Annotated in this window: 34 protein-coding genes and 1 riboswitch; of the genes, 20 read left to right on the top strand and 14 right to left on the bottom strand. The window is 35.1% G+C overall.

The window, feature by feature from the left end:
- Positions 1-181: 181 nt before the first annotated feature.
- The 6 genes from MT489_RS07200 to MT489_RS07175 form a co-directional block, all read right to left on the bottom strand.
- The gene (locus tag MT489_RS07200) at positions 182-532 is read right to left on the bottom strand and encodes a YciI family protein (protein WP_244680855.1); all 351 of its coding nucleotides are present in this window, start codon (positions 530-532) and stop codon (positions 182-184) included.
- 452 nt (positions 533-984) lie between these two features.
- Positions 985-1,728 carry an SDR family NAD(P)-dependent oxidoreductase gene (locus MT489_RS07195; protein WP_244680854.1) on the bottom strand — a complete coding sequence of 248 codons (744 nt, stop codon included), beginning with the start codon at positions 1,726-1,728 and terminating at the stop codon, positions 985-987.
- Between the two features lie 312 nt (positions 1,729-2,040).
- A complete protein-coding gene (locus tag MT489_RS07190; protein WP_244680853.1) occupies positions 2,041-2,385 on the bottom strand; it encodes a hypothetical protein in 345 nt (114 codons plus the stop codon).
- A 134-nt stretch (positions 2,386-2,519) separates the two neighbouring features.
- Positions 2,520-3,500, bottom strand: coding sequence for an NAD(P)-dependent alcohol dehydrogenase (locus MT489_RS07185; protein WP_244680852.1), 981 nt, complete (start codon positions 3,498-3,500; stop codon positions 2,520-2,522).
- A 301-nt stretch (positions 3,501-3,801) separates the two neighbouring features.
- The gene (locus tag MT489_RS07180; protein ID WP_244680851.1) at positions 3,802-4,347 is read right to left on the bottom strand and encodes a helicase; all 546 of its coding nucleotides are present in this window, start codon (positions 4,345-4,347) and stop codon (positions 3,802-3,804) included.
- A 189-nt stretch (positions 4,348-4,536) separates the two neighbouring features.
- Complete coding sequence (locus tag MT489_RS07175) at positions 4,537-4,863, bottom strand: YnfA family protein (RefSeq protein ID WP_244680850.1); 327 nt, start codon at positions 4,861-4,863, stop codon at positions 4,537-4,539.
- A gap of 174 nt (positions 4,864-5,037) precedes the next feature.
- Positions 5,038-5,136, top strand: a riboswitch (guanidine-I (ykkC/yxkD leader).
- 69 nt (positions 5,137-5,205) lie between these two features.
- Here MT489_RS07175 and MT489_RS07170 point away from each other — a divergent pair.
- Together MT489_RS07170 and MT489_RS07165 are read left to right on the top strand one after the other, a co-directional pair.
- A complete protein-coding gene (locus MT489_RS07170; protein ID WP_244680849.1) occupies positions 5,206-5,547 on the top strand; it encodes a DMT family transporter in 342 nt (113 codons plus the stop codon).
- Positions 5,547-5,861 (top strand): DMT family transporter, encoded by a 315-nt coding sequence (locus MT489_RS07165; RefSeq protein ID WP_244680848.1) that lies wholly within the window; start codon positions 5,547-5,549, stop codon positions 5,859-5,861. Before MT489_RS07170 ends, MT489_RS07165 begins: the two co-directional genes overlap by 1 nt.
- A gap of 193 nt (positions 5,862-6,054) precedes the next feature.
- On the opposite strand, the gene MT489_RS07160 is transcribed toward MT489_RS07165, so the two are convergent.
- Both MT489_RS07160 and MT489_RS07155 read right to left on the bottom strand, forming a co-directional pair.
- On the bottom strand, positions 6,055-6,984 hold the full coding sequence (locus MT489_RS07160) for a VanW family protein (protein ID WP_244680847.1): 930 nt from the start codon (positions 6,982-6,984) through the stop codon (positions 6,055-6,057).
- Positions 6,985-7,328: 344 nt separating this feature from the next.
- Positions 7,329-7,904, bottom strand: coding sequence for a dihydrofolate reductase family protein (locus MT489_RS07155; RefSeq protein ID WP_244680846.1), 576 nt, complete (start codon positions 7,902-7,904; stop codon positions 7,329-7,331).
- Between the two features lie 630 nt (positions 7,905-8,534).
- On the opposite strand from MT489_RS07155, the gene MT489_RS07150 reads away from it, so the two are divergent.
- Positions 8,535-8,945, top strand: a complete 411-nt coding sequence (locus MT489_RS07150) for a hypothetical protein (protein ID WP_244680845.1) — start codon at positions 8,535-8,537, stop codon at positions 8,943-8,945.
- 436 nt (positions 8,946-9,381) lie between these two features.
- Here the strand turns inward: MT489_RS07150 and MT489_RS07145 are convergent, their stop codons facing one another.
- The 3 genes from MT489_RS07145 to MT489_RS07140 all read right to left on the bottom strand — a co-directional run bounded on the left by MT489_RS07145 (position 9,382) and on the right by MT489_RS07140 (position 11,983).
- A complete protein-coding gene (locus tag MT489_RS07145) occupies positions 9,382-9,525 on the bottom strand; it encodes a hypothetical protein (RefSeq protein ID WP_244680844.1) in 144 nt (47 codons plus the stop codon).
- 239 nt (positions 9,526-9,764) lie between these two features.
- The gene (locus MT489_RS22415) at positions 9,765-10,253 is read right to left on the bottom strand and encodes an FUSC family protein (protein ID WP_370876373.1); all 489 of its coding nucleotides are present in this window, start codon (positions 10,251-10,253) and stop codon (positions 9,765-9,767) included.
- A gap of 431 nt (positions 10,254-10,684) precedes the next feature.
- Positions 10,685-11,983: an MFS transporter gene (locus MT489_RS07140; RefSeq protein WP_244680843.1), complete on the bottom strand. Its 1,299-nt coding sequence runs from the start codon at positions 11,981-11,983 to the stop codon at positions 10,685-10,687.
- Positions 11,984-12,267: 284 nt separating this feature from the next.
- Here MT489_RS07140 and MT489_RS07130 point away from each other — a divergent pair, with 284 nt between their 5' ends.
- The 7 genes from MT489_RS07130 to MT489_RS07100 all read left to right on the top strand — a co-directional run bounded on the left by MT489_RS07130 (position 12,268) and on the right by MT489_RS07100 (position 16,803).
- A complete protein-coding gene (locus MT489_RS07130; RefSeq protein ID WP_244680842.1) occupies positions 12,268-12,645 on the top strand; it encodes a hypothetical protein in 378 nt (125 codons plus the stop codon).
- Between the two features lie 117 nt (positions 12,646-12,762).
- Entirely contained in the window at positions 12,763-13,248 is a 486-nt protein-coding gene (locus tag MT489_RS07125; RefSeq protein ID WP_244680841.1) for a hypothetical protein, read from the top strand.
- Positions 13,249-13,465: 217 nt separating this feature from the next.
- On the top strand, positions 13,466-14,014 hold the full coding sequence (locus MT489_RS07120) for a dihydrofolate reductase family protein (RefSeq protein WP_244680840.1): 549 nt from the start codon (positions 13,466-13,468) through the stop codon (positions 14,012-14,014).
- Between the two features lie 430 nt (positions 14,015-14,444).
- A complete protein-coding gene (locus tag MT489_RS07115) occupies positions 14,445-14,765 on the top strand; it encodes a PadR family transcriptional regulator (protein ID WP_244680839.1) in 321 nt (106 codons plus the stop codon).
- 71 nt (positions 14,766-14,836) lie between these two features.
- Entirely contained in the window at positions 14,837-15,178 is a 342-nt protein-coding gene (locus MT489_RS07110; protein ID WP_244680838.1) for a DUF1048 domain-containing protein, read from the top strand.
- Positions 15,179-15,357: 179 nt separating this feature from the next.
- A complete protein-coding gene (locus MT489_RS07105; RefSeq protein ID WP_244680837.1) occupies positions 15,358-16,119 on the top strand; it encodes an ABC transporter ATP-binding protein in 762 nt (253 codons plus the stop codon).
- Positions 16,120-16,803, top strand: a complete 684-nt coding sequence (locus MT489_RS07100) for an ABC transporter permease (RefSeq protein WP_244680836.1) — start codon at positions 16,120-16,122, stop codon at positions 16,801-16,803.
- Positions 16,804-17,343: 540 nt separating this feature from the next.
- Here the strand turns inward: MT489_RS07100 and MT489_RS07095 are convergent.
- Positions 17,344-17,487 (bottom strand): hypothetical protein, encoded by a 144-nt coding sequence (locus tag MT489_RS07095; RefSeq protein ID WP_244680835.1) that lies wholly within the window; start codon positions 17,485-17,487, stop codon positions 17,344-17,346.
- 299 nt (positions 17,488-17,786) lie between these two features.
- On the opposite strand from MT489_RS07095, the gene MT489_RS07090 reads away from it, so the two are divergent.
- The 3 genes from MT489_RS07090 to MT489_RS07080 all read left to right on the top strand — a co-directional run bounded on the left by MT489_RS07090 (position 17,787) and on the right by MT489_RS07080 (position 19,861).
- A complete protein-coding gene (locus tag MT489_RS07090; protein WP_244680834.1) occupies positions 17,787-18,650 on the top strand; it encodes a hypothetical protein in 864 nt (287 codons plus the stop codon).
- Positions 18,651-18,771: 121 nt separating this feature from the next.
- Positions 18,772-19,428 (top strand): HAD family hydrolase, encoded by a 657-nt coding sequence (locus MT489_RS07085; protein WP_244680833.1) that lies wholly within the window; start codon positions 18,772-18,774, stop codon positions 19,426-19,428.
- Positions 19,429-19,471: 43 nt separating this feature from the next.
- The gene (locus MT489_RS07080; RefSeq protein ID WP_244680832.1) at positions 19,472-19,861 is read left to right on the top strand and encodes a hypothetical protein; all 390 of its coding nucleotides are present in this window, start codon (positions 19,472-19,474) and stop codon (positions 19,859-19,861) included.
- Between the two features lie 236 nt (positions 19,862-20,097).
- On the opposite strand, the gene MT489_RS07075 is transcribed toward MT489_RS07080, so the two are convergent.
- The gene (locus MT489_RS07075; protein WP_244680831.1) at positions 20,098-20,562 is read right to left on the bottom strand and encodes a low molecular weight protein-tyrosine-phosphatase; all 465 of its coding nucleotides are present in this window, start codon (positions 20,560-20,562) and stop codon (positions 20,098-20,100) included.
- A 433-nt stretch (positions 20,563-20,995) separates the two neighbouring features.
- Between MT489_RS07075 and MT489_RS07070 the strand changes: the two genes are divergently transcribed.
- The 4 genes from MT489_RS07070 (at position 20,996) to MT489_RS07055 (ending at position 22,985) form a co-directional block, all read left to right on the top strand.
- Positions 20,996-21,415, top strand: coding sequence for a YhfM domain-containing protein (locus tag MT489_RS07070; protein ID WP_244680830.1), 420 nt, complete (start codon positions 20,996-20,998; stop codon positions 21,413-21,415).
- A gap of 208 nt (positions 21,416-21,623) precedes the next feature.
- On the top strand, positions 21,624-21,824 hold the full coding sequence (locus tag MT489_RS07065; RefSeq protein ID WP_169099235.1) for a cold-shock protein: 201 nt from the start codon (positions 21,624-21,626) through the stop codon (positions 21,822-21,824).
- Between the two features lie 248 nt (positions 21,825-22,072).
- Complete coding sequence (locus MT489_RS07060; RefSeq protein WP_244680829.1) at positions 22,073-22,363, top strand: hypothetical protein; 291 nt, start codon at positions 22,073-22,075, stop codon at positions 22,361-22,363.
- 298 nt (positions 22,364-22,661) lie between these two features.
- The gene (locus tag MT489_RS07055; protein ID WP_244680828.1) at positions 22,662-22,985 is read left to right on the top strand and encodes a hypothetical protein; all 324 of its coding nucleotides are present in this window, start codon (positions 22,662-22,664) and stop codon (positions 22,983-22,985) included.
- A 289-nt stretch (positions 22,986-23,274) separates the two neighbouring features.
- Here MT489_RS07055 and MT489_RS07050 read toward each other — a convergent pair whose 3' ends face one another.
- On the bottom strand, positions 23,275-23,409 hold the full coding sequence (locus tag MT489_RS07050) for a YjcZ family sporulation protein (protein ID WP_244680827.1): 135 nt from the start codon (positions 23,407-23,409) through the stop codon (positions 23,275-23,277).
- Between the two features lie 412 nt (positions 23,410-23,821).
- Between MT489_RS07050 and MT489_RS07045 the strand changes: the two genes are divergently transcribed.
- The 3 genes from MT489_RS07045 to MT489_RS07035 all read left to right on the top strand — a co-directional run bounded on the left by MT489_RS07045 (position 23,822) and on the right by MT489_RS07035 (position 26,031).
- Positions 23,822-24,313 (top strand): GyrI-like domain-containing protein, encoded by a 492-nt coding sequence (locus MT489_RS07045; RefSeq protein WP_244680826.1) that lies wholly within the window; start codon positions 23,822-23,824, stop codon positions 24,311-24,313.
- A gap of 134 nt (positions 24,314-24,447) precedes the next feature.
- Entirely contained in the window at positions 24,448-24,756 is a 309-nt protein-coding gene (locus tag MT489_RS07040) for a hypothetical protein (RefSeq protein WP_244680825.1), read from the top strand.
- 987 nt (positions 24,757-25,743) lie between these two features.
- Positions 25,744-26,031: a hypothetical protein gene (locus MT489_RS07035; protein ID WP_102345949.1), complete on the top strand. Its 288-nt coding sequence runs from the start codon at positions 25,744-25,746 to the stop codon at positions 26,029-26,031.
- The last annotated feature ends 42 nt before the right edge of the window (positions 26,032-26,073 follow it).

Raw genomic sequence — 26,073 nt, 5'->3', positions numbered from 1 at the left:
AAAGAAAAAGCAGCTCAATATTGCATTTTGCTCGTTCCCGTTAGTGGAATAAGCAACAAGAGCCGCAACCAATAATTATCTTCAGTTGTTGATCAAAAGAGCGTGCATTAATTCTTCTCGGATTTCTTGCGTAATTATGCTTCCTTGGCCAATCTTCCGGATTCTCGGTCAGCTCCGACGTCTAAAATACTTGACGCAATTCAATCTGACCTTCCCCATATCCCTGCGGGTCCGGCATCCGCATTGCCCATTCGATGGCTTCTTCCCTAGACTTCACCTCAATCAGAATGAACCCGGCAATCAATTCTTTTGTTTCTGTAAATGGGCCATCCGTAACCACCGGCTTTTCCCCTGGTTTCGGAAAAGAAATGCGAATCCCATTTGAACTTGGATGAAGTCCTTTAGCCATAACCCGCACGCCTGCCTTAACTAATTCCTCATTGTACTTATCCATGGCTTCCATGAGCTCTGGATCCGGGAGATTTGCGCCTTCCGAATTCTTCGAGGCTTTGACAATCAACATAAACATCATAAAAATTTCCTCCTTTTTTAGAGGCAAAAATCGACCTCTTTATAAATACAACGAACTGGAATCTTGAAAATCGACACATTAATAAAAATAGAAAACTTTAGTATCTTGAACTTTATAAAAATCAGTGCTAGAAAATGTGAATATTAAAAAGGACTGTTAAAAGATTGGTAGGAATTTGGCCCTTTAATCATCATTATTCTTCGATTAACGCACTATTTAATAGACTCGATCCAATTGTAATTGAATCTGACCTTTAAGGCGCGAATAATCATATTAGCTTAATAATTTCAGCGTTAATCCTTCTTCGATTAATATACCTTATAGTTTAAGTGCATTTTATCACAATCATTATTTTCATAATAGAAAAAGGTTGACTGTATAATATTGATTTCTTAAATCAAACACTAATGAAAAAAGAACCATCCGAAAATGGTTCTTTAAAATGGGGGTGATTATTGTGCGGTATATCCACCGTCAACAAGTATAGTCGCTCCAGTTGTAAAGTCATTTTCAGCTAAGAAAACAAATGCATGAGCGATTTCTTCAGGTTTCCCAAGTCTTCCGATAGGGTGTCTCGCTACAAGTCCATCATAGAACTCTCCTAAGGCTTCCTTGTTCACAAGAGCTGTTTCAATATAACCAGGAGCTACAGCGTTCACTCTGATGTTTCGAGTAGCATATTGTAAAGCAGCGGCTTTTGTCATTTGAACTACTGCCCCTTTTGATGCAGCATACGGAAATGCACCTGGCTCGCCTACAACTCCTAAAATAGAAGCTGTGTTCAGTACCACGCCACCGCCAGTTTTTAAAAACTCTTGAATAGCATATTTCGTGCCGAAAAAGACACCGTCTTGGTTCACTCTGATGATTTTATGATAGTCATCATATGACATCTCATGTACTTCCCCTAAACTGCCGATGCCTGCGTTGTTCACAATGATATCTAATTTACCGTAATGTTCTACTGTTTTTGCCACTAGGTTCTTAACAGATTCTTCATTACCTGCATCCAGTTGAACAAATAAAACATCTGATCCATTCGTTTTTAATTCAGATTCAACGGCTTTTCCTCCTTGTTCATTGAAATCACCGATAACGACTTTTGCTCCTTTTTCTGTGAAAGCTTTTACGGTTGCTAAACCAATTCCACTTGCTCCACCTGTTACAATTGCTACTTTTCCATCCAATTTACCCATATTTTAAGCCCTCCTGAAATATACCTTGTTAAAGTTAACCAGTTTTATTAAATAACGATTAACGTTATTATTTTGAACAAAATAATATAATATAACCGACTAATGATGTTCTTTGTAGAAAGATTGCAATCATATTCTAAATTGATTTATCAGATTCAATAAAAAAAGAGATCGCCGTAGCCATCCCAATTTTTAACCCTTGCACCCGATAGTTGAAGAATATATTAAGTTAATAAACAAAAAAAAGCGTTAATCCTTCTGGGATTACGCATACGTTACTTGATAAGTAAAAAAGATTAAATTAATCTGTTATCAATTTAATAAATCATTTTTTCTATGATTTTTAGGAAGAACTCCAAATTTAGCAATTAAAAGAACCAGAAGAAAGATAAAACAACTAATGGCGGTATTATCAGCTGTAATTATACTTAACTTGATTATTTGCATAGCAACTAATACGTTTAATATATAAGAAATGAGAAAACCCAAAAGTGACACACTAATTAGATAATTGCCGAACAATGACTTGTTATCATTAGGTACAAATGTTTTATTAGATTTTTGAATAGTCAAGGTATGTTGAATTTGTCTTACTAAACCGTATATACAGCCGATTATTAGAAATACAACCACTACGTAACCAATTACATCATCCATCTTCTACACTTCCCGTTTTTCATTTTTACACCAGTAATAGTAAGCCTTTTTCATTTCAATGATCCTGCCCCGTTATCTAAAAAGAAAAATGACCGCCGCAGCGATCGTCACTTTTTTACTAATGCCCTTCTTGTTTAAGTCTGATTATTTTCCAAGCAGACGACCACCTTACCCTTGGCGTGTCCTTCCCCAAGATAACGAATAGCATCTGCAACCTGACTTAATGAGTATCGTCTATCTATAACTGGTACAAGTTTACCAGCAATGAAAAGTTCTTTTAAATAATTCTGGTCATTTTTGTTTGGTTTATGAACAAGGATAGCCATTTTCTTACCCTCAGTTTTATAAATGATGGGTCCAAGCAGCAATAGTTGCAGGATTAGAGACATGGAGCCTCCAATCATAACATATGTTCCTTTAGGATTTAATACACGCTTATAGTCGAAGATAGACCGAGTTCCTACAACATCCAGAATCAAGTCATACAACTGTCCTTTTTGTGTAAAATCTTCTTCAGTATAATCAATAACATGGTCTGCACCAATGGATTTAAGTGTATCTAATTTTTTCTTACTGTCCACACAAGTTACTTCAGCCCCATATAATTTGGCAATTTGCAATGCAAAGGTCCCAACACCTCCACCAGCACCATTAATTAAGACCTTTTTTGCTTCTTGAATTTGTCCTTTATCACGAAGTGCCTGCAGAGCTAGAACTCCAGCTTGTGGTATCGCAGCTGCCTCCTCAAATGTCATATTGGCTGGCTTTAACGTCAATGCCTCTTCATTAGCGCTTACATATTCCGCAAATCCACCCCAGCCACACCAGGATATGTCTCCAAATACTTCATCCCCTACAGAGATATGATTTACTTCGCTACCAATTGCTTCAACCCTTCCTGCTATATCAGCACCGAGAATGTTATATTTTGGTTTTAGAAGACCCCCGAGACGAGCCAGGAATGGTTTACCTCTAAGAAGGTCCCAGTCCCAGGAATTTATAGAAACAGCGTGAATCTTTACCAATACTTCATTTTGTTTTAGAAAAGGTATTTCTATTTCTTTCAAATTAAGAACGTTAGTTGTTCCGTATTTATTGTATACAATTGCTTTCATTCTGAGTTCTCCTTCAGATTTGAGTATTGACAAAATTTTATTCTGCTGCTGACTTAAGGGGTTTCGAAGAAGTTATAAGAGTGCTCTTCTTTGGAGTATTCAAATTTTTAGACTACCTTTATGAATATCAATCTAATATATATATGGAAGACTATTCTTCAATATAACTACTTCAATAAAGGAAATATAAATCCTTCAAAAACCTCGATATAAACATCAATAATTTTGCCTGTTGAAAAGAAAAAGACTTTACTCCTCAATGAAGTAAAGTAGCAGTTGTCAAACTTAATATAGGAATGCTTTAGGTCTTTGTTTGACAAAAGATAAAATGGTCATCAGGATTCCAAACGTGTAGATCATCTGCACGATATCCTCGCAACCACAAAACTCCATTAATTCGTCTAAGATAAAAGCCTTTTGGAAAATCATCGTCTTCATACAATATCTCCGACGCTATTGTGATGGAGCCTGATGGGGCTTGATTTTGTTGCAAAGGATTCCCCCAAAAACCTTCAGGCTGATCCAGATATTCTAATCTTAGGTAAGGTCCCAGCTCAAGTGGACACAATTCCAAACCTAGTTCGCTCGCTTTTTTAAAGATTTGAACCGTTGTAGCTCCATCTGGAAAGTCAAGGTCACCAACGGTTAGTTCTACAGTCCGGAGAGTGTACTTTGTATCAGTAGTGATAAATTTATCATCAGCTAATAACTTGTCTCCATACTCATTTATCATGATAGAGTTTTGTTCCAATTTCTTAATAAGCTGCGATTTCGTGAATCCCCCAACTTCTATTTCTCTCGTAATAACTGGGCAATCAGGGTATATTTTTCTATTTTCAAAACGCAATCGTAATCACTCCTTACATATTGGTATATAGACTGAAAAAAGATAATTAATTACATTAAAACATTCTGCAACTACCCCTAAATTCCTTTGTTGAGCTAACTTGACTGTTACGTCTATTTATAACTAAATAAAATAAAGAAAAGACCGGCATCAAAAGGCGGTCTCGATCAACTAATGTACCAAAGTTTGTTATTGACGTGGTGCAAACAACATTACCGTAACACCAACTATGCATATACCGGCACCTAACCAATCATATAAATCAGGCGTTTTTTTATCAATGCCCCAGCCCCATAGAACTGATAGAACGATAAATACACCACCGTAAGCAGCATAAACTCTGCCGAATGTTGGAAATGTTTGCAATGTAGCAACAACACCGTATAAAGCTAAGGCTATCCCACCAAAAACACCCCAATAAAAAGGTTTACCTTCTCTTAGCCAAAGCCAAATTAAATAACCTCCACCAATTTCAGCAAGACCTGCAATGGCAAATAAGACAACTGCATAAACCAATTCATACACACCCTTCTAGAACCTAAACAACATTGTAAATATAACATATCTATATTGAACTATCCTCGTTACCTAAAGTTCAAGCTTCACACCTCCCAAGCACTAACATTGTTTCCAAAACTTCTTTCTTGAATTGATGTGAATTGCGTGTAAAATATAAGTTAAATGTATAATTTAAATGTTTTCTAGGGTTCCGCAACTTAAAAGTTGGTCTGGTCCGAGAGAAAACTCACAGCTTTAGCTGTGCCACGGAAGGATAAAAGCCTGGGAGAAACTGTATTACAGTTATCTCTCAGGCTTTTTTTGTTTTCCGGGGAAAATAAAATCGGAGGTGTTAGTTAGATGAATACAAACTGGATTAAGGTATTTGTGGCTGCTTTTTTTGAAGTATTTTGGGTAATTGGATTGAAACATGCTAATGATTTTTGGACTTGGACTGGGACAGTTATTTCCATCATCATCAGTTTCTATTTAATGATTATGGCGGGACGAAAACTTCCCGTAGGAACTGTTTATGCAGTTTTTGTAGGATTAGGCACGACAGGAACTGTTATTTCTGAAATTATATTTTTTGATGAACCATTCAAATTAAGTAAAATTCTTTTGATTTTACTATTACTAATAGGTGTCATCGGTTTGAAAATAGTTACAAAGGAGAACGTAAAAGAAGGGGCTGATTCCTGATGGCGTGGGTTTCTTTAATCTTAGCAGGATTGTTTGAAATGTTTGGCGTTACTATGATAAATAAACTTCATAAGGATCGTAATTGGAAATCAATTGTTTTATTAGTTCTTGGATTTGGGGCAAGCTTCATATTTCTGTCTTATGCAATGAAAACACTCCCTATGGGGACAGCTTATGCAATATGGACAGGAATTGGTGCATCTGGAGGAGCCATTCTGGGAATGTTTTTATATGGTGAATCAAAAGATTGGAAAAGGTTGGTCTTCATAGCTATGGTTCTAGGTGCAGCGGTAGGACTAAAACTTGTTTCATAATATTCCTTTTATATTGCCTTTTGATGTAGGTAAGGTTAGACAGAAGAAGCCTAAATTTCACAGCATGGTGATGTGGGATTTAGGCTTTTCTTATTAAACTGCACTATTTAAGTGCAAAAATTCATTCGCTTCTCAATTTATAATCTAAATTTCTTTGATACCAAGATGACTAGTCTGGTTTTTGTGAAAAGACTTAATGATTCTGATTCACCTCTGATCCAAGAGGTGCCTCTTCTGGAAGCTTATACGAAGCGCTAGGAATTTTTCGTGGCTCATTATTAATGGTATCTGAAGAATACACCAATATTCTAACGGTTCCACCGTAAACATTTGATCGAATCAATATAGGCTGGTTGTAATTGTTCGTAAAGCGGAAATCGGGTCCATACCAGCTAACAGTAGCGTCTCTTCCTGAAGGTACATAGCCAACCCGTTTGCTATGGGAGTATCGTTCTGTAATAGTCAATCCCGCTTTATCTACTGCATTGTACAACGTTGAAGAAATTTGGCATATTCCACCACCAATGTCCTCCGACAATTCACCCTTTACGATAACAGGTGCCCGCTTATAGCCCTTTTCCTTCGTTCGTTTTCCGACTACTTTATTAAAGGAAAAAGTCTCTCCAGGAAAAACAACATGGTTATTGATTGCTTCACTTGCAAGTAAAATATTATGAGAACGCTCTCTGTTATTTGAATTAAAATAGGTAGCATAATGTCCAATTCGATTTACTTTTATATGTGAGAGCAGTTCGCTGTCCACGTTTGGAAATATTGTATGCATGGGAGCTTCTACGTAAGAGGAACCTTTATTGAAAAAATATGTATAAAACAAACGTGTGAACGCCTCATGGTCCAGTTTATACCCTACTTTTTCTGAAACAATATTACCATTGTTATCCAGAGTAGCGTTTGTTGGCGGTTTATAGATGGTCTTATCTAGTTTTTGAATAAATTCATTGTAGTTTTTTTGATCAATAAGCGGAATATCCATTAATGGGTTTGAAAAATAGACGCGATTAACATTTGCAATTATTTTTCCTTCATGACTAACGACTAAATTGTCAGGAAGATTGTTTTGACTTCCTATCAATAATAATACTGACAACCAGATGAATTTCATAAGATAGCCTACCTCCCAAAGTTAGTATGGGTATCTGGATACCTTTTCATGTGTATATATACACTTAAACTTCCTAAGTTTCATGAGAGGCTGTAGTCCTTTAAATTCAAACAATAAAGTTATTTAATTTAAAAGCCAAACAAGCATAACCCCGTTCTGAATTTAAGACGGGGTTAAAAATATAGTTGTTTAATTTTTGATGTGAGATACTTCATACTTAAAAGATATAATAATAAAGTCATAAAAAAATCCCAGGTTTATTTAACAGCGCTCGAAACAGGGGCAGGGCTCAGACGCGACAAGAACCGGTTAGACTGCTTTCTTGAGCACTCCCGAGGGCTCAACTATACCCCAGGGCTCGTATTCGTAACCTTAAATATAATGCTTGTTCTAATAGTGGTAGTTTCATCTACTTTAGTTCTTTCAAGCTCTAGCTTATCTGTGTCTATACCTTGAAATAGGCTTAATCCTTTTCCAAGAAGAACAGGCATAATATCTATCTGTAATTCATCGCATAGCCCTGAATTAAGGCACTGCTGAATGGTGCTTGCACCACCTATTACCTGAACAATCTTATCACCTGCTGCTTTCTTTGCCTGAGAAATAGCACTCTCAATGCCAGCAGTTACAAAGGTAAAGCTAAGTTTGTCATTTCCCTTGGGATACTTTTCTGGAGGTGTATGTGTCAAGACAAAAATGGGAACTTGGAATTCATAATCATCGTTAGCCCACAAAAATGGGTCTGCCATCTCATACACACGCCTGCCCATAATAACAGCGCCGGTGTCTTTAGTCATTTCCTTAAAAGAAGGAGCCTCAAGAAGTTCTTTAAAATCTGTACTCAGTTTTCTTGCGCTTCCGTTACGGTCATTAATAAAGCCATCCAAAGACATGGTCATACCAGCCATTACTTTTCCCATAGAGAACCTTCTTTCCTATACTTTTTGTTAGTCATTGCTATAGTACTTTTTGTAAACGTCTTGTAGGATTTTGACAAAACATCTTGTCTGTGAATTCTGCTGTCAATTTACCAATATTTTAACATATCGTATTCAACAATATGGGCCGATTGTTGAATAGAACGACTCGTATTTTTTATAAGACTTTATTGTAAATTAAACAACTTTATTATCTCTGTACACGAGAGAGGGAAAAATGAAATACGACGAAATGGAATTTGAGTTTTTTCAGGGATAGAACCTTCGATTGAAGTGATTGCTGAGTCAGAAGAAGTAAAAGAAGTGATAGAGAATTAATATTTCTCATAAAAGACTTAAAACGTGTATATGTTAAAGTTTTTTATAGTAGGATTTTTTGCTACGCAGTACAAATATAATATGCAGTAGTTTATTCTATTATCAGGAGCAAAAAATACGCTCTTCTTAATGAATTTGATTTGATTTTGACGGATTGTACTTAATCTAGTTTAATAAGCCTTCGAAACGAAAAAAATTAACAATAATTAATATAGAACATATTAAAATTGAGGATTAGTCAAGATTAAATACATATTTTTAAAGGAAAACAGAATTAAATAGGAGATGTAATATTTGAATAAGCGGATGGTTATTTTTTTGTTTTCTTTGTTATTGTTAATTGGATGCAATGGCAACAAAATCAAACGAAACACAGAACTAGAAAAAGATATTAATTCTTCTATTATTATGGTATCAGATAATAGTGAAAGCGAAGTAAATATAAAGGACTTAGCAAATTTCGAATGGGACAAGGCATTTTTAATAAATCCGTATACTCCACAAGAAGAGATAGAAAAACAAGTAGGCGTTAATTTCAAAGACCCAAGTAATATTAGTTCAAGAGATGATATATATTTATTGATATTCCTAAATAACGGCAAAGTAGTTCAGTATGCAGAAATAAATCGTTTGCAAACCTCTTTTAACTTAGCTGATAAAGAGTATCTTACGCCCTCTAATGATTTAATGAATATAAAAAGGTAACGAAGCATTATTCAACTAGTGGCGATTTTTTAATAAGAACAGTTGCTTTTTTACTAACGGAGGCGTTTCTACAATAAGTGGAGACGCTTTTTTAATGAGATTAATGTTGGATATGCTACACCTGACGAGAGGTAGTAAACTACTTACCAGAATGGGCTCGATATTCCTAATGTGAATATAAGTATCCATACGACAAAATGATTATATTTTGTACAATAAAAATGTGGAGGAAAAATAGAAAAAGAAGTATGTAAATATTTATTTAGTTCTTATTTCTGCCTATATCTGTTTCATTTTATTGAACTAATAGGAGCTAGAACGAAATAAAAGCGTATTAGAATTAGTAACGCTTGGAACTAAACCCAAGCGTTAATAGGTGTAGTATTAGTTTGTTATTCGCTATGCTATTTCAAATGCTCGAACAATACACTTACTGTTAAAGATTATCTGTATTAATTCTAGGAGTTTCTGGTTCAAGAGCCGCTGCTGCCCTAGCATTATCATTATGTCGGTCGTTTTTGTTTCTGTCTAATTTACTGTATTTTTCTATGTGTTTAGAAGTTTTCTTTTTGTCAGCCACTTTATCACCTCCTACGGATAATATGTCCAACTTTTACCTTGAAAATAAAATGGTGTAAATTAATATTTTTAAATGTTATTAACAAATCGTTAATGCGCATCAAAGTAAAAAGATCAATCATATTTGACTGACCTTTGAAGAGGAAGTGATTAATATCAATAATATCAAGAGGATAAAACAAGACGACGATTAAAGAAAGCTTGGTTTTCCGATGCTTGAAATAACATTTAAGATCTTACTTATTGTGATTTGTTCCGTTTCATTATTAGACTCCAAACTAATTGGATTAAAACAATTACCACTATTCCAATAAGAGTATCTCTCATTCTGTCTATAGCATAATGCTTTGTTTTGTGTTCAAATACGAAGACAAATAATATTGTAATAGCTGTATGATGAATGGCAATCTTATCAAATTTTAACCACTTTGTAATATAACAGCCCAATAATATTATCAGTCCTAAGTTTATACCAGTAATTTTTACATGGCTGGTAATTAGTACAGTTACGAAAATACCTATTACGGTTCCAACTATACGTTTTATTGATATGCGGACCGATTTATTAAAAGTTGATTGGACACAAAGTATTACAGATAAGGGAGCAAGGTATGGATGATGAGAACCCAAGAGTTGTGCTATTTCCCACGATATGGTTGACCCTATTGCTATTTTCCATATTAATAAAGATTTGTTTTCATTCGAATGACTGGTATTTAATGTTTTCATATCCACCTCAGAACAAGTTTACTTTAACTATAATTTGTAACGAATGAAGTTTTTTACTCATAAAAGTTCAATTAATAATAATTCACATTTCAATAATTTTGCGCTAACTTTGTGAAAATGTACTTACGAACGTGGGCGATAGTTAGAAATAACATTTTTTTAGTAAATCAAAAGTTAGAAAGTGCAAACCCAAAAGATAATGTCAATCAAAAAAGTCGGCCCCTCAATAATAAGGAACCGACTTTTCTTATTGTAATTTAATTACAATCCTTCAATAATCTTTAACATATATAATCAATTTAATGTATAAGGCCCTGTAGTTGAACAATAAAGTTGGAATCAGTCTTGCTTTAGTGCAAAAAGCCCTTGCCTTTTTTGGATAATCGCTCTCGTAACTTCAAAAAAATAATGATTTAGTAATCAAAAAATTTTCATTTCTTACTACCACGAGACCACATTAATACTGGAATCAGTAATAAGGATAAAACTCCTCCTACAAGTGACAATGTTGAATAACTTGAACCTGCTACAACCATTCCAGATAATCCTCCGCCTAATGCTCCTGACAAAGCAATACTAACATCTACAGAACCTTGCGTTTTTGCCCGAGTAGAGGCGTGGGTTGAATCTACAAGAATGGCAGTGCCACTAATTAAACCAAAATTCCAGCCAAGCCCGAGTAAAGTAAGGGCTATAATTAGTGTTGCCATTGAATCAGCCGGTCCCATAGCAGCTAAAATGCCAGAAGCAAGCAACGTAATAGCAGCAGCTATAGCCATAATAGCACGGCCGATTTTATCAACAAGATAACCTGTTATTAAAGAAGGCAAGAACATAGCACCAATATGAAATCCAATGACAAGCCCTACTTCTTTTAAACCATGCCCGTGGTGTCCCATATGTATGGGTGTCATAGTCATAATGGCCGTCATCACAAATTGGGTAAGAACCATTACGGTAGCTCCTGCAAAAATGCCTCGTCTATTTATCGGTAATGAATTTGAATTTTTCTCCACATGTACATTATCGGTTGACCTTTGTGAGGCTGATATTGCTTTTGCAACAATAAAGGGATCAGGACGAAGTAAAAGAAATATTACTAAACCAGCAAATATATAAGCTGCAGCAGCTAATATAAATGGACCTGCCAAAGCGGGTATTCCTATGAATATCGCAAACTCACCCATTACATCCACCAAGTTTGGACCCGCAACCGCACCAAATGTGGTGGAAACCAATGCCAGACTAATTGCCTTTGCCCTTTGTGTTGAGTTTGCCAAGTCAGTTCCTGCATAGCGTGCTTGTAAGTTTGTTGCCGATCCTGCCCCGTAGATAAGCAGTGAAGCAAATAAAAGTAGAATGCTATTTGTTAATGCAGAAATGACTACACCAATAGCGCCGATACCTCCAGCTAAAAACCCTGCCGCAAGTCCAGGACGGCGCCCAAATCTCTGAGAAAGACTTCCAACAAACAGTGCCGCCCCTGCTGACCCTAAAGTAAATAGTAACGTAGGAATTCCCGTTACACTATCTGTACCTAACATGTCTTGGGCAATTAGTGCACCTACTGTTACTCCCGCTGCAAGTCCTGCTCCACCGAAAATTTGGGATATGATAACAACAATTAATGTTCTTTTATATAATTGTTGTTGTTTTTTTGAAGAATGAATATAGCTTTGTAATGAAGCCGTTTGAACGTCTAATACTTCTACACTTTCTTTTTGTAACATAGACTAACCTACCTTTCTATAAACCTCTATAAAACCGCCAACTAGATTTGAATCATCATAACATGCGCAAAAAAGCCACACAATATTATTATTGTATGGCAAACAATATTAGGTTAGTTCATCTAGCAAACGTTTAAGGATTATCAATCCTCGTTCAAGCTCTTCAATTGTATTTGGCGCACAGACAGAAACTTTTTTGTTCTTCTCTAAAAGAGTAGTTTAATAAAAAAATAATGGAACTACTTCAAAATTATTTCGTCTGTTATTAATAAGGAGGTATCATAATGAATTTTTCTAAAATTCTACTTCCACTTAGTATCTTGCTGATAATTCTGGTTGGTTGTAAAAATGACTACATAAGTAGTCCCACCAGTAATCCAACGCCTAAAGAATACTTAAAGTACGATAATGCTGATATTTTTCTACTTGATGGGTATGTATTTTCAAATGCACAAGATGTTGAATGGGTAACCAAACTGGAATATGAATTAGGTAAGCAAGTAAGCGAAATAACAAAGCAAGCAGAAAAGGCATCTAAATTTGAAAATGGAACAGCAAATAGATTGCCAGTTGGAACAAAGATATTCGAAACAGATACACCAGCATACATCGCAATTGTTGATGGTGAAGAGATACCATATTTAAAAATGGTTGAAGGTTAGGGCCTTATTTAACTATTGGTATCGATTGATTAATAAACCAGTAGCTTATTGTACTAACGGGGCAGTTTAATTGAAGAATTTTGTAACAAATCTTTATTTAGGAAAGGAGGCACTCGTTTGTTTTTATATCATATGGTCATTCACAATGATATCGATGTAAATATAAGTTCCCAAACCGTTTTAAAGAAAGGATTAAATCATACTACGGCAACCAAATGGTATTCAAATAGCGGTAATTTATTTCCAGAATTAACAGATCGTTTCAGACCTGAAAATTTACCAAAATGGATAGATTTTAAAGTTGCTTTCAGAGCGGATTTGGAAGGGTATGAAAAACCTTACTATCGATTTCCTGTGTTTAGTGATAAAATTTTAGTTTTTAACTTTGATATATCAAGTGATTTGTTTGCTTATATTGAAGATATGTATGATGGTGGCAGAGGGCGTTTTGTTGAAGGAGTACCTTCAAAGGAAGATTTAATGAAACAATATTGGGCAAGTATGAATACTTTAGATGAGTTTTTGAAAAACAAGCCTTTTGATAACCCTGAGCTTTATATTTTTGAACCAGTTCCAGCAAATTTAATTGACTATATAGAGTAAATTTTTATTCTAAAGCATTTATTATACGAACGTAGCAGTTTAGTTGAACAATCCATTAGCTTTATTTCAACAATCGGGCAATTTAATGGGATTAAAGTTTAATGAACTTACTGAGCAGTGAAAGAAGAATAAAATCTTATCTCAAGAATTTAAAGGAAATTATAAAAGTTTTATAGAATATTTTTGAATGTTTTTTTAAAAAAGGAGGAATTTCTAAATGGCAAAATTGATTTATCATATTGCAATAACACTTGACAATTTTATTGCAGATTTGAATGGAGTAGCTGACGATTCTATATTTTTAAATGAGGGTGACCATGTTACAGATTTCATATCCGATATTCAGCAATATGATGCGGTATTAATGGGGGGGAAAACATATGAATACGGCTTTCAATTCGGTCTTAAGCCGGGTGAGCCTAGCCCTTATAATTTGAAGCATTATATTTTCTCAAACAAAATGCAGTTTGAATCGAATGATAAAGTAAGATTAATTAAAAATAACGCGGTAAGCTTTATAAAAGATCTCAAAAATAAGGAAAATGGAAAGTTGTGGCTCTGTGGGGGAGGTAATATGGCTGGTTCATTAATTCAACATAAACTTATTGATCAATTAGTCTTAAAAATTAACCCTGTAATGATTGGCACCGGGATACCTCTATTTGGCAGTGTTAAACCTCGTTTGAATTTAGAATTAGTTGACATGAAACAATATTCGAACGGAGTCCTTAAATCAAAGTATAATATCATTTATTCTAAGCAATAAGGGTGAAAAATAAGTATTGATTAATCTCTTACTTATTATGTATACGGGGAGTAAGAAGATGGAATTACAGACAGAAAGACTTAAAATTGTTTCTTGCACAGATTACTTATTATCAACAATTTCAACGAAGAATGCAAAATAGGAAATCATATGTTTCATTTTATTGAACTTAGGGTAGCGTCAAACCATTGTATTTATTCCTTTAAATGAAATAGATACCATATGAATTTTAGAAGGTGTTGTATAGCCGTTAATTGTCGTTTGAAATATTTTTAAGAAAAACTGTTGACACTCATGCTACTCAGTGTTACGATGTACCTGTAATAAGTAATACTCAATAGTGCGATTCCCAAAAGCTATTGAGTAAAAATTTTCCTTGCTACTAAGTTATACTGATTATAAGTCAGACAGAATAGAGGAGGCTCCTAACATGGAAAATTTAACTGAAATGCTAAAGGGTTCGTTGGAAGGTTGTGTACTTGAGATCATCAGCCGTCATGAAACCTATGGCTATGAGATTACCCGCCGCCTGAATCAGCTTGGGTTTACCGAAGTTGTGGAAGGGACTGTCTACACCATCCTCGTGCGATTGGAAAAGAAAAATCTGGTAAACATGGTAAAGAAACCTTCTGATATGGGGCCGCCCCGCAAGTTTTACTCACTTAATGAGGCTGGTCGACAGGAACTTGAATTGTTTTGGAAAAAATGGGATTTTGTAACATCGAAAATTAATGTCTTGAAGTCAAACTAACTTCATATGATAATCCCATCCGATATTTTTGGAGGGTCTTGTTCAGCGTTATAAAAAAGGAGGAAAATAACATGATGGAACTGTTCAAAAAAATAATCGGTGATAAAAAAGAATATAAAATGATGATGGCACGAGTTGAAGCTTTGCCAGAGGACTACCAGTTTGTATTTAAGAAAATTCAAAACTACATGTGGAATTTCTCAGCAGGTAACGGGATGGATATGCTGCGCATGCAGTATGAATTAATCGATTTGTTCGAAGCCGGTGCGGTGGAAGGCAGACAAGTGTTGGAAATCACTGGGGATGACGTGGCGTCCTTTGCCGACGAACTAGTGGCAAACGCTAGAACCTATGTCGCCAAGTATCGTGAAGATTTGAATCAGAGTATCATGAAGAGATTTGGAAAAAAATAAATTCAATTGATAATACTGACTGAATAGCTAGTAACAAATATGACTTATGTTATTCAGTTATATTTTTAACTCAGTAGTAAGTAATACTGATTATCAGTAATGCTAAATAGTGGAGGCAATCTATCTCTACACGGCGCTCGACTGGTAATTGTTACGCTTTATATAAGGAGGAAAAAAGTATGAACAATACAGCGATTTCTGTAAAAGGGTTAAAAAAATCTTTTAAAGACAAGGAAGTCTTGAAGGGAGTCAATTTTGAGGTGCAGCGTGGTGAAATTTTTGCGCTGCTTGGCTCAAATGGAGCGGGCAAGACGACGACAGTTAACATCCTCTCTACGCTGATGAAGCCTGATGGTGGCGAAGTAGGTATTTGCGGTTTTAACGTCCAGCATCAACCGGATTATGTTCGTCAGAGCATCAGCCTAACAGGGCAGTTCTCAGCTTTAGACGGCATGCTCACTGGGCGGGAAAACCTGATGATGATTGCAAAGTTGCGGGGAGTTTCCAATCCCGCCAAAGTCGCCGACAATCTGCTTGCAAGATTCAGCCTGCGTGACACGGCCAACCGCCGGGCAGACAAATATTCCGGCGGGATGAAGCGCAGGCTCGACATCGCCATGAGCCTGATTGGGACGCCAGCAGTCGTTTTTCTCGACGAACCGACGACAGGGCTTGACCCCGAAGCGCGTATTGAAGTCTGGGATACCATTAAGGAGCTTGCCGGCAGCGGGACGACCATTTTGCTGACGACCCAGTACTTGGAGGAAGCCGAACAACTGGCAGACCGTATCGCCATCCTGCAGGGCGGAAAAATCATCACGACGGGTACCCTTACCGAACTCAAAGAAATGTTCCCGCCAGTGAAAGTGGAGTACATCGAGAAGCAGCCGACATTGGAGGAAATTTTCCTCGCGATTATAGGCAAAAAGGAGGAGAAGTAAATGAAAAGTAAAACAAGGGTATTACAAGGACGTTTAATGCGCAACATTATGCGAAGCCCGGATACGATTATCACGGTGGCGATTACACCGATTATGATGATGCTGCTGTTTGTCTATGTATTCGGCGGCGCCATAGAGACAGGAACGGACAACTACGTTAATTATTTATTGCCGGGAATCTTACTGATGGCGCGTTTCATTACCATGCCTATCAAGCGCTCGTCGATATTGTGGGCTCATGTGTTGACTTCGCTTGTTTCCAATGTGTTTACTGTCGTGGTTGTTATCTTCGTAGCGCTCTTAATGGGCTTCCGTTCCAGCGCTGATATCCTGCATTGGCTCGCGGTAGCTGGGATACTCGTGCTCTTTACGCTGGCGCTGACATGGCTGGCGGTCATTCCCGGTTTGACAGCGGGGTCTATGGAAGGGGCGACAGCTTACTCATACCCGCTGATTTTCTTGCCATTTATCAGTTCGGCATTTGTCCCCACCGAAACCATGCCTAAAATTGTCCGTGCGTTCGCTGAGAACCAGCCTGTGACTTCAATCGTGAATGCGATTCGTGCCCTCTTGAATGACGGGTCCGTTGGCACCGATATCTGGATCGCGCTTGCTTGGTGCTTCGGCATCATGGTCATCGCTTACCTCTTTGCCAGTAAACAATTTAAGCGCCAGTTAGGGTAAGTACACTTTTATGGGATTAGACATATTAATAGTCAGCCGTTGCGATGATGCATTTGCTATCACTTGGAGGGTTTCAAAAATGCCAGGGCAAACATCGACGAAATCATGGAAACTATCAAAATTGGTGTGATGGGTGGCGGCTCGATCGTGAGGTTTGCCATTAATGCTATAGAAGAATTTACAGCGAGTATTGCTCTTTCGAAGGAAAAGAATAAAGCCCAGAGATATCATCGACAGGAAAAGAGTATATTCCGAAGCAAAATGACTTGGTAATCAATGCCATTAACATAAGGAACTATGGATTACATTTCAGTTGGAATGTGATTCATAGTTTTTTTCGTTGAAGTAAAAAATTTTATGGCAGCACGAAAAGGGAGAATTTTTCTCCCTTTATGTTTCATTTTTTTGAACTAACGGAGCTAGAGTGAAATAAAAGCGTATTAGAATTAGTAAGCTTGGAACTAAACCCAAGCGTTGAGAGGTGTTGTATTGTTTGTTACTCGGTATGCTATTTCAACTGTTTAAACAATACATTTACTGTTAAAGATTATCTGTATTAATTCTTGGGGTTTCTGGTTCAAAAGCTGCTGCTGCCCTGGCATTATCATTATGTCGATCGTTTTTGTATCTGTCTAATTTACTGTATTTTTCAATGTGTTTAGAAGTTTTCTTTTTGTCAGCCACTTTATCACCTCCTGCAGATAATATGTCCAACTTTTAACTTGAAAATTAAAGGGTGTAAAATAATATTTTTTAACGTTATTAATAAATCGATGCTTGAACGACTATAGAAGGATAGTAAAAAAATTGAACTTCAGACGGTGTATAGACATTTATAAAGGGAAAGTGGACGTTAATCGAAGAAGGATTAAGGCTTTTTTTGTTGAAGTTATTAAGCAAAACGGTAGATAGTTGAAGATGTGTAGACATTGTTGATGTATAGATTAATATAGGTAATTACTAATTTTAGGGAGAATCAAGATTTGAATGTGAAATTAAAACAATTATTCGAAGAGGACCAACATGACCTTAGAACAATGCCCCACGATAGAATAGAACGTGATAGAGAAAGGCGAAATGAAGTTGAAATTATTCTTGATAATGGTGGTGCTACAGTTGCAATTGATTTTATACATGCAGCGATTATCTATCAACATGGTGAAGCATTAGAAGATTGGTGGCAAGCATACAAATTAAGTGTAAAAGCTATAAAATTAGGTTTTCAACCAAAAATGTTAGCGGCTGTAGCGATGGATAGGTGGTTATTGCGTCAAGGTAAACCTCTTAAATATGGTAATCAAGTAATTCCTTTTGGTGGTGTTTATCGAATCCCTCAATTAGACCAAAATACAACAGATGAAGAAAGACATAAATGGGATGTTCCGTCACTAAAAGAGTTATTTTCTTTTCAAAATCTTCGTGGATTTATGGGTTATGAGATTGTAAGTACACTAGAAAATACAAATCTAAAAGTAAATGTTATCAAGTTAGAAAGACACCCTGCACATAGCCCTCCCCTTAAAGGTATTCCTTGCGAAACAACAAGTGATAATCGGATAATCTATGAGAACTCCTATGGTTGGAAATGGGTAGAAGATTGCAATGGTTCTTTCAGATTAGGTTGGTTATTAATGCCTGATGTTCCAGAATTAGCACATACAGTGGCGGATGAAGGAACACTTACAATGGAAAAAGTCGTATTGAATGGGCAATCTTGTATTCTGGTTAAATATAACCAGAGCATTACCCTCTATGTTAGAAGCAGTAAAGGAATATGGGCTATAACAGGGGTGGATTATAAGAATGTAATTGACAAAGCTTTAAGTCTATTAAGAATTTCTTCTTGAAAGAACGGGTAGGCTAGTTGTAGATAACATTTCTTTGTAAACAAAAAGTTTGAAGGTGCAAACGAGGATTATTTATAGAATGTGAGAAAGGCTGTGGAGTTATTTGAGAGGTTATAAAGCAATGTTATTTGATTTAGATGATACCTTACTGGATAGGAATAAGGCAGTAGATAAAATGTTTTTAATTATTTTAGAACAGTGTTATGAGGATGTTAAACATTCAGCAAAGAGTGAAATGCTACAAAAATTTAAAGAGTATGATAATAAAAGCTATGGATATAGTGATAAAACAAAAGTTTTGGAATCATTTTTTGATGATTTTCCACCAAAACATAGATTGCCACGTAATTACATTCAAGATTTTTGGAATCATAATTTTCCTTATTGTTTTTCTATAAACCAAAATACTATAAATATCGTAAATGCTATAAAGATGCAAGTTAAAGTTGGAATTATAACAAACGGCTCAACTCAGAGGCAGAAAGCAAAAATAATTAACACTAATTTAAATAGTTGTTTTGATACAATCATTATTTCTGAAGAAGTCGGATTTAGTAAACCTGACAAACGCATATTTGCATTAGCACTAAATAAGCTTAATGTGCAACCGGAAGACACAATATTCGTTGGCGATGACATAGAAAAGGATATTGGTGGTTGTCAAAATGCAAATATAAAGGGCATATGGTTCAATCCTCATATGATCAAGAATGATACCGAAGTAAAACCATATGCCGAGATCAGATCTTTTGATAGATTATTAAGTTATATTACATAAACAAAGTTGTTCTACTTCACAATTTAAATAAGAGGTGTAAAGAATGAAAAAAATCCTTCTAACTATGCTTTCTACAGTTCTTTTCTTAGGACTAGCAGCTTGTTCTAACCTAAATAAACAAGGAAGTAATAATGTCCAGAATAGCAACGAGCAAGGCGAAAAGGTTCACAAAAATGATGATGTGAGAGAAATAGTATGGAAGCAATTGTCTTCAGAACAAAAAGACTGGATTGATGGTGATTGGAAAGATGGAGTGGTATCAAAAATAACACTGAATGAAAATATGATGTCTGGGCTTGATGATAAATCCTATGAAGGAAAAGAAGTGTATTTGATTGATTTTCCCACCAAAAGTAAATCTATTCCAAACAATATGATTGTTTATGCGGATGTGAATACTTTCGATTACATAGGTAACGGTCTGGTAGATTAAAATATGACTTTTTACGATGAATTAAAGTTCCTTCTTCAGTGATAGTTTTTTGGCTTGTTGATCCTGTTATATATAAGTCCTCCTAAATTTGATGCTTAACAATCTTTTAATAAAAAAACTCGGTATATCCCGAGGGGTGGAACCATATTTAAATGATGAACTGTGAAGATTATTAACCGGATATCACCATTTCAAAATAATTGTTTTGACTGTGCATTAAGATAGACGCTTTGTTGTTATAAGTTTTGTTCGCTTCGTATTTTATTGAGTAATGCTCGGCAACCAACTGAAATAAGACGATACGTCTCATCAAAATCACCTGTGTAAAATGGATCGGGGATATCTTTCCTGTATTTGGTCAAGTCGAGTAGCCTAATAATCTTTGGGTGATTAGGCTTGCCTGTTATCCTGTAAATGTTTTTTAAGTTGCTTTCGTCCATCCCAATAATATAATCGAACTTCCAAAAATCTTTTCTCTTTAGTTGGCGTCCAATAAGTCTATCAGAAGAGATTTTGTATTTCTTTAGAATATCAAGAGTTCCTTCGTGCGGAGGGAAGCCGATTTGCCATAGACTGGTTGCAGCAGAATCTACTGCGATTTGGTTTGTTAAATTTTCTTTTTTGACTAAGTAACGAAACAAAGCTTCAGCCATCGGTGAACGGCAAATATTCCCCCGGCACACAAATAAAACGTTAATCATGATTGCTCCTTTTTATAACTTATTTTTTTCCATTTAATAGTCTTGATTGTAATGAATTATGTATTTACAAAATAGTGAATGGAACCGTGTGTTGTTTTGCACACTCGAGCCATTATTAGAGTCTTTTAATACCAAGCTGCTCTCTGAGGTTAAGATTAGAAACATAAAATGATCTATACTTCATCTGCCATTTACAAAGCCTTTATTGTCTTTTTTTATTTTCAACATATGTATAATACAGAAATATGGAAGGGCGGCTGTCCTAATTTTAGAGACTGTTTCCCAGAAGTCTTTGTGAAAAGTCGTCATTATTTAGGGGTTTAAAGAGGGTGCGATAATCGAAAAAGGATTAACACTTTTTTGGTTGAAGTTATTAAGCTAACGGAGCAGTTTAGTTCAATTAAGAAAGTAATGATAAAAGGGGGGGAACAGATTGAAAAAAGTAATACTGTTTTTATCTCTACTAGGTGTTTTGTTAGTTACTTCGGGTTGTTTGAATGAAATGATTGGGCAGAAAATAACTATACAGAAACGAATTGGTGAAGAAAATATTTTTGAAGACTTTAAAGAAGTCACTAAAAGAAAACAGGTTAAAAAAGCGATAGATATAGTTAAAAATGCTAATTGGGAAAATGAAAAAGTAGAAATGGCAAGCTATGCTGACTATCAATTTCAATTTCCACCAAAGAATTACACCGGCAGCGAGGGCAAAATGGCATCTTATTTACTATGGATTAGCTCAAATGGTGAAAATCTGGAGATAGTTACCGATGGCGATAGATATGTGAAATTAAAAAAACAAGAGTCAACAGACCTATATAAAATTTTAACAGGAGAAGAATTAATAAAATAATACCTATCTTCTTATACTCTTCAACTAATAGGGGCTTTAGTAACAGTATTAAGGTTCCTTGCAAACAATAATAAAAGATGCTATTCTGAAATTACATTATTTTTGTTCGGTGTAAAGGATTGTATTAGTAAAAATTTTTCGTCTTGATGATCACTAAGAGCAAGGATAGTAATACATTGGTGTGCTAACACACTAGGAGGCAACAAATATGGAAAAAGGTAAAGTAAAATGGTTTAATGGCGAAAAAGGTTTCGGATTCATCGAACGTGAAGGTGGAGAAGACGTATTCGTACATTTCTCAGCTATCCAAGGCGAAGGCTACAAAACATTAGAAGAAGGTCAAGAAGTGACTTTTGATGTTGAGCAAGGTCAACGTGGAGCACAAGCAGCTAACGTTCAAAAGGCTTAATTATAATGCCAAAAATAGAAAGACTCTTTTTTAGAGTCTTTTTTTTATTTCTCTTTAAAAAAATCCCCACTCATTAACGAGTAGGGAGCATGAAAACAGTACATCAAATGGTTAACACATTGTAACATATAATTTGTAGGATTCCTAATTTCCATCACCTAAACTAAACGTATCTTCTAAAATAGAATTCAACGAAAAAGTGATTATTGTGAATGATTATACTTAAACAAACGGGGGCGTTTCTACAAATGGATAATGTTAAATGGATAAATGGTGGCTACAAAGAGGATAACCGTATTTTTGGTTCGGAGTATGAAGCTAAAGAATGGACAGATGCTTTATATCCAGATTTTGTTGCTTATTTAGGTAATCAAATTAATGTAGGATATGCAACGCCAGATGAAAAAGTAATGAAATATTTAGCATCTGTTTTGCCTCAATGGACTGATTATAACAATTTACAAGTTGATATCTGTACAGAAAAAACAAAAATAGACGGCCAAACTATCTATAAAATTTGGACACAGCAGAAGATATGAACAAGGAAAGATTGTGAAGTAATGTACTTAAAGTAATGGGTGCGATAGTCCAAGAAGGATTATCGCTTATTTTTGTTGAAGTAATTGTACTAACGGGCAGATTAGTTTAAGATTTATATTTAACTTGTGTCCAACAATCGGGCCAGATTGTTGGAGAAATCATTTAAAGAAAAGCGTTATGGATGAAGAACGGTGCAGGTTTCATAAAGAAGAACAGTTGTATTTTAACAATATTTTTGGGAATCTTCTTAATTAATATAAAAGTAATTTTATTCTTTATACAGTAGGGGGAATAGTAATGTCAGAACAGATGGTTATATGTGAAAAGTGTGCAGGAGTAATTAAAAATAGAGATGATTTAGTAACAGCGGTATTATTATTTGCTGTTGTTCCTTACCATGAGAGTTGTTATGCAAGTGACTTAAAAGGAGTAAAATCGTTCTTTTTAGATAATCAACCTCTTAATGGATTTTCTGGTAATCTCATATTTATTTTATCTATTATAATTGCTTTTTTATGGTTACTTTTTGCCGATAGTAAATGGTATTCAATCATAGCCCTCTTACCAATAGGTTACAGAATTTATTCTTATTTCATTTATGAAATACATACTAAAAAATGAGTTGCTCGATGGTGATTTTTCACTAACGGGTGCTTTAATCTAAGAAGGATTAAGGCACCTTTTTGTTGAAGTTATTAAGCTAACGGGGAAGGATAGTTAAAGAAGAAGTTGTTTATTAACTTCACAATTGACTTGAAAGAGCGACACAAAAAACGAATAAGTGAGAGAAATTCTTGTTTTAAGGAGGATATTCAACTGGTAATTTTTGCATGGTTAAAGAGCGCTGGGCTAAGCGCTCTTCGTGAGGTGAGTAGTATACGTTTCGGATAATTTTGGTAGGTTTATAGCTTTAATAATTGTGATGCACAAATGCTGTACCAACAATGATTAACAAAATGAACAGTACAACGATCAACGCAAAATTGAATCCCATACCGCCACCATAGCCACTACCATAGCCACCGTAACCTCCGCAGCATCTCATAATATCACATCCTTGTATATATTGATCGCCATTCGAAAGGTGGTTAGTTCAGTTTATGTGAGTTTTAATGAAATGCGTTAGTGATAAGCGGACAAGGCGAAAAATGGTTGTTTACTAGATGTTGTAGTGGAGTGACGATAAAGACAGAAAATACGTTGTAGTAGATATTAAGCAACACTTAAACAAATATTTTTTCATTTGTTTTTCATTTGTTTTTTCATAACGAAATTTAATAGTGTTATAGCTTTGCGTTCGACATGATTAGAACTAATGATAGTAAATCCATGGCGTTTTGCTGTAACACTCACGTATGTTATTAATTCCTGCATGTTTAATTTAAGTGCATGGATTCAAGTTTCTGAAGTATAGTAGAGGCGTTTAAAGAAATATAACATAGAACTGGAGGTTCATAATGGAAGCAGTAATTGTAGATAAGTCAGCAATAAAATTAATTGGTTTAGCTACTAAAGTTACACTTTTTGATGTGCAACAAAACAAGACAACTCTTAAATTAGCTTCGAATTTTCAAGAAATAAGATCAGAAATTAAAAATTGTATTAATGAAAGAGAAGTATTTGGACTTTCTACAGACCCTGAGAATTATAATCCTGTAACAGACCATTTCGAATTCTTTATTGGTGTTGAAGTTTCTTCAGATGTCGATATTCCCGATGGAATGGTTTACAGAGAGACTCCAGCAAATACTTATGTCTTATTTACATTCAAAGGTCCGTTTGAAAATGCAGGAGCCGTGCACGCTTATTTATACTCTACGTGGTTAAACCAAAGTGGATATGAACTTTCTGGACTGTATAATATTGAAATCTACGATGAACGACATCAAGGTCCTGAGTCTGAAGAATCAATAACCGATATTTACTTTCCGATTCGAAAGATACTATAAAATTCACTGCTTACAGAAGGTGCCTGTTAACTACCGGGTGCGTTAATCGAAGAAGGATTAACGCTTTTTTTGTTGAAGTTATTAACCAAACAGTCAGAAGAGTTGAAGAAATCTTCAAAAGGTGGAGTGGAATTATGATTTCATATATTTGTAAAGTTTTATTTGTTGCCATCATTGAAATTTCTATTTTATGGGGAATCTCAAGTTATTTCGAATTTGATATTATAACGATTTTGTTTTTGGGATCAGCCTTCTTAGCACTTTTTGCTTTTATGATTGGTGCAAGTGGCGACTTTTTTACAAAACGGGCGGAGATGGGGGTGTTCAGATTAATGGCAGGTGCATATACACCAAAACATGAGAAAATAACACTAAGGGTTGGACCATTCTTGGTTGGCTCAATCTTGAGCTTAATTCTTTCTTTTATCTTGGCCTATATTTAATTTTATTAGTTTAAAATAAAAAAAGACGAATCAATATTTTGTAATGGGTTCCGTATAGAGGTACAAAAACATAAATACTACTTTAAAAAGTATAAAAAGTAAAATCATATTGAATGTAATTCGCATTAAATTTGACACACAAAAAAGCACTCCCAATGATTTGAACCAATAAAGCTAGACAAAATTAGTTAGACAGCTTCAACCATTTGAGCGACCGAGCGAGCTAGCATTATGATGAACAATTATACTCAATTGATGAGGATTGACGCTTTTTTTGTAGAATTTATTTTACTAACGGGCAGTTTAGTTTAAGACTTATATTTAACTTGTGTTCAACAATCGGGCTAGATTGTTGTATAAGTCATTTATAGAAAAGTGTTATGGATGAAGGAATTGTGTTGATATTCACTAATTTATTGGGAGTTAGAAGATGAAAAATAAAAAAAGAAATAGAGACGGCTTTTTTAAAGATACCTTATTTGAATCCATATCTGAAGTGGTATGGAACATCTTAATGTTTATACCAAGAATGATAATTCGCTTAATAGCGAACATTTGGTGAAGTAGTTAGTCAAGATAGGACTAACAAGGGCATTGAAAATAAGTCTTTTTTTATGTAAAAGGCCATTTTTTATATTGATGGAATGAGTTCTGCTTTTTTTGCGGTAAGCTTTTTTTATGAAATATATCAAAATAACCGTACGGAAAAAGAAGTATTTGAGGCAGCTCGTAGTACAGATTCCAAAACAATGCTTTTTGAATGGTTCCAATAGTTTTTCAGGATTCTCTCAAACAATTATATTTTTATGAAAGATTGCACTTAAGCTAACGGGCATGTTAGTTCAATAAGAAATCACAAAAGGAAGAGCATTTACTATAAAATAAGATTTGACGTATTAATGTCTAATAAAAAAATAATGCAAAAAATTGAAATGATACACATTAGTATTACTTACACGACAAAATAAAAATATGTGGAGGTTAGTAATGTTATTTATGATATTTGGGGTTATTGCAATAGTAGCAACTTTTATAAATCTTTATATGTATAAAGCAGGAAAGGATTATAAGCTTGCTATGGCGATGGGATTATCATTTACAGCATTAACACTTTGTGCAGAATACAGTCTTGTATCGGTGTGGGTAGAAGTTGAAGATTGGGCAGCTTTAATGGATGTAGTACCTGGTATGGAAAGGGCATTATGGTTTTTGACAATTGTTTCTATCTTACTAAATATAGCACCTATACTTTTAGAACGAAAAGGTAAGAAATAATTACTTATTGTCACATCATTTATATAATATGCAATTAATGTG

Source organism: Lederbergia wuyishanensis, assembly GCF_022900255.1.
Taxonomy (GTDB): domain Bacteria; phylum Bacillota; class Bacilli; order Bacillales; family Bacillaceae_C; genus Lederbergia; species Lederbergia wuyishanensis.
The sequence above is the reverse complement of the archived record's forward strand: the minus strand, read 5'-3'. Positions and strand labels throughout refer to the sequence as shown.

What these genes read in the sequence shown, in the direction of transcription:
- MT489_RS07040 (WP_244680825.1), top strand. Translation starts at nt 24,448, where the DNA reads ATGATTTCATATATTTGTAAAGTTTTATTTGTTGCCATCATTGAAATT.
- MT489_RS07060 (WP_244680829.1), top strand. Translation starts at nt 22,073, where the DNA reads ATGGATAATGTTAAATGGATAAATGGTGGCTACAAAGAGGATAACCGT.
- MT489_RS07120 (WP_244680840.1), top strand. Translation starts at nt 13,466, where the DNA reads ATGGCAAAATTGATTTATCATATTGCAATAACACTTGACAATTTTATT.
- MT489_RS07100 (WP_244680836.1), top strand. Translation starts at nt 16,120, where the DNA reads ATGAAAAGTAAAACAAGGGTATTACAAGGACGTTTAATGCGCAACATT.
- MT489_RS07065 (WP_169099235.1), top strand. Translation starts at nt 21,624, where the DNA reads ATGGAAAAAGGTAAAGTAAAATGGTTTAATGGCGAAAAAGGTTTCGGA.
- MT489_RS07080 (WP_244680832.1), top strand. Translation starts at nt 19,472, where the DNA reads ATGAAAAAAATCCTTCTAACTATGCTTTCTACAGTTCTTTTCTTAGGA.
- MT489_RS07130 (WP_244680842.1), top strand. Translation starts at nt 12,268, where the DNA reads ATGAATTTTTCTAAAATTCTACTTCCACTTAGTATCTTGCTGATAATT.
- MT489_RS07105 (WP_244680837.1), top strand. Translation starts at nt 15,358, where the DNA reads ATGAACAATACAGCGATTTCTGTAAAAGGGTTAAAAAAATCTTTTAAA.
- MT489_RS07045 (WP_244680826.1), top strand. Translation starts at nt 23,822, where the DNA reads ATGGAAGCAGTAATTGTAGATAAGTCAGCAATAAAATTAATTGGTTTA.
- MT489_RS07035 (WP_102345949.1), top strand. Translation starts at nt 25,744, where the DNA reads ATGTTATTTATGATATTTGGGGTTATTGCAATAGTAGCAACTTTTATA.
- MT489_RS07190 (WP_244680853.1), bottom strand. Translation starts at nt 2,385, where the DNA reads ATGGATGATGTAATTGGTTACGTAGTGGTTGTATTTCTAATAATCGGC.
- MT489_RS07055 (WP_244680828.1), top strand. Translation starts at nt 22,662, where the DNA reads ATGTCAGAACAGATGGTTATATGTGAAAAGTGTGCAGGAGTAATTAAA.
- MT489_RS07075 (WP_244680831.1), bottom strand. Translation starts at nt 20,562, where the DNA reads ATGATTAACGTTTTATTTGTGTGCCGGGGGAATATTTGCCGTTCACCG.
- MT489_RS07110 (WP_244680838.1), top strand. Translation starts at nt 14,837, where the DNA reads ATGATGGAACTGTTCAAAAAAATAATCGGTGATAAAAAAGAATATAAA.
- MT489_RS07085 (WP_244680833.1), top strand. Translation starts at nt 18,772, where the DNA reads ATGTTATTTGATTTAGATGATACCTTACTGGATAGGAATAAGGCAGTA.
- MT489_RS22415 (WP_370876373.1), bottom strand. Translation starts at nt 10,253, where the DNA reads ATGAAAACATTAAATACCAGTCATTCGAATGAAAACAAATCTTTATTA.
- MT489_RS07165 (WP_244680848.1), top strand. Translation starts at nt 5,547, where the DNA reads ATGGCGTGGGTTTCTTTAATCTTAGCAGGATTGTTTGAAATGTTTGGC.
- MT489_RS07115 (WP_244680839.1), top strand. Translation starts at nt 14,445, where the DNA reads ATGGAAAATTTAACTGAAATGCTAAAGGGTTCGTTGGAAGGTTGTGTA.
- MT489_RS07195 (WP_244680854.1), bottom strand. Translation starts at nt 1,728, where the DNA reads ATGGGTAAATTGGATGGAAAAGTAGCAATTGTAACAGGTGGAGCAAGT.
- MT489_RS07155 (WP_244680846.1), bottom strand. Translation starts at nt 7,904, where the DNA reads ATGGGAAAAGTAATGGCTGGTATGACCATGTCTTTGGATGGCTTTATT.
- MT489_RS07160 (WP_244680847.1), bottom strand. Translation starts at nt 6,984, where the DNA reads ATGAAATTCATCTGGTTGTCAGTATTATTATTGATAGGAAGTCAAAAC.
- MT489_RS07200 (WP_244680855.1), bottom strand. Translation starts at nt 532, where the DNA reads ATGATGTTTATGTTGATTGTCAAAGCCTCGAAGAATTCGGAAGGCGCA.
- MT489_RS07140 (WP_244680843.1), bottom strand. Translation starts at nt 11,983, where the DNA reads ATGTTACAAAAAGAAAGTGTAGAAGTATTAGACGTTCAAACGGCTTCA.
- MT489_RS07050 (WP_244680827.1), bottom strand. Translation starts at nt 23,409, where the DNA reads ATGAGATGCTGCGGAGGTTACGGTGGCTATGGTAGTGGCTATGGTGGC.
- MT489_RS07185 (WP_244680852.1), bottom strand. Translation starts at nt 3,500, where the DNA reads ATGAAAGCAATTGTATACAATAAATACGGAACAACTAACGTTCTTAAT.
- MT489_RS07170 (WP_244680849.1), top strand. Translation starts at nt 5,206, where the DNA reads ATGAATACAAACTGGATTAAGGTATTTGTGGCTGCTTTTTTTGAAGTA.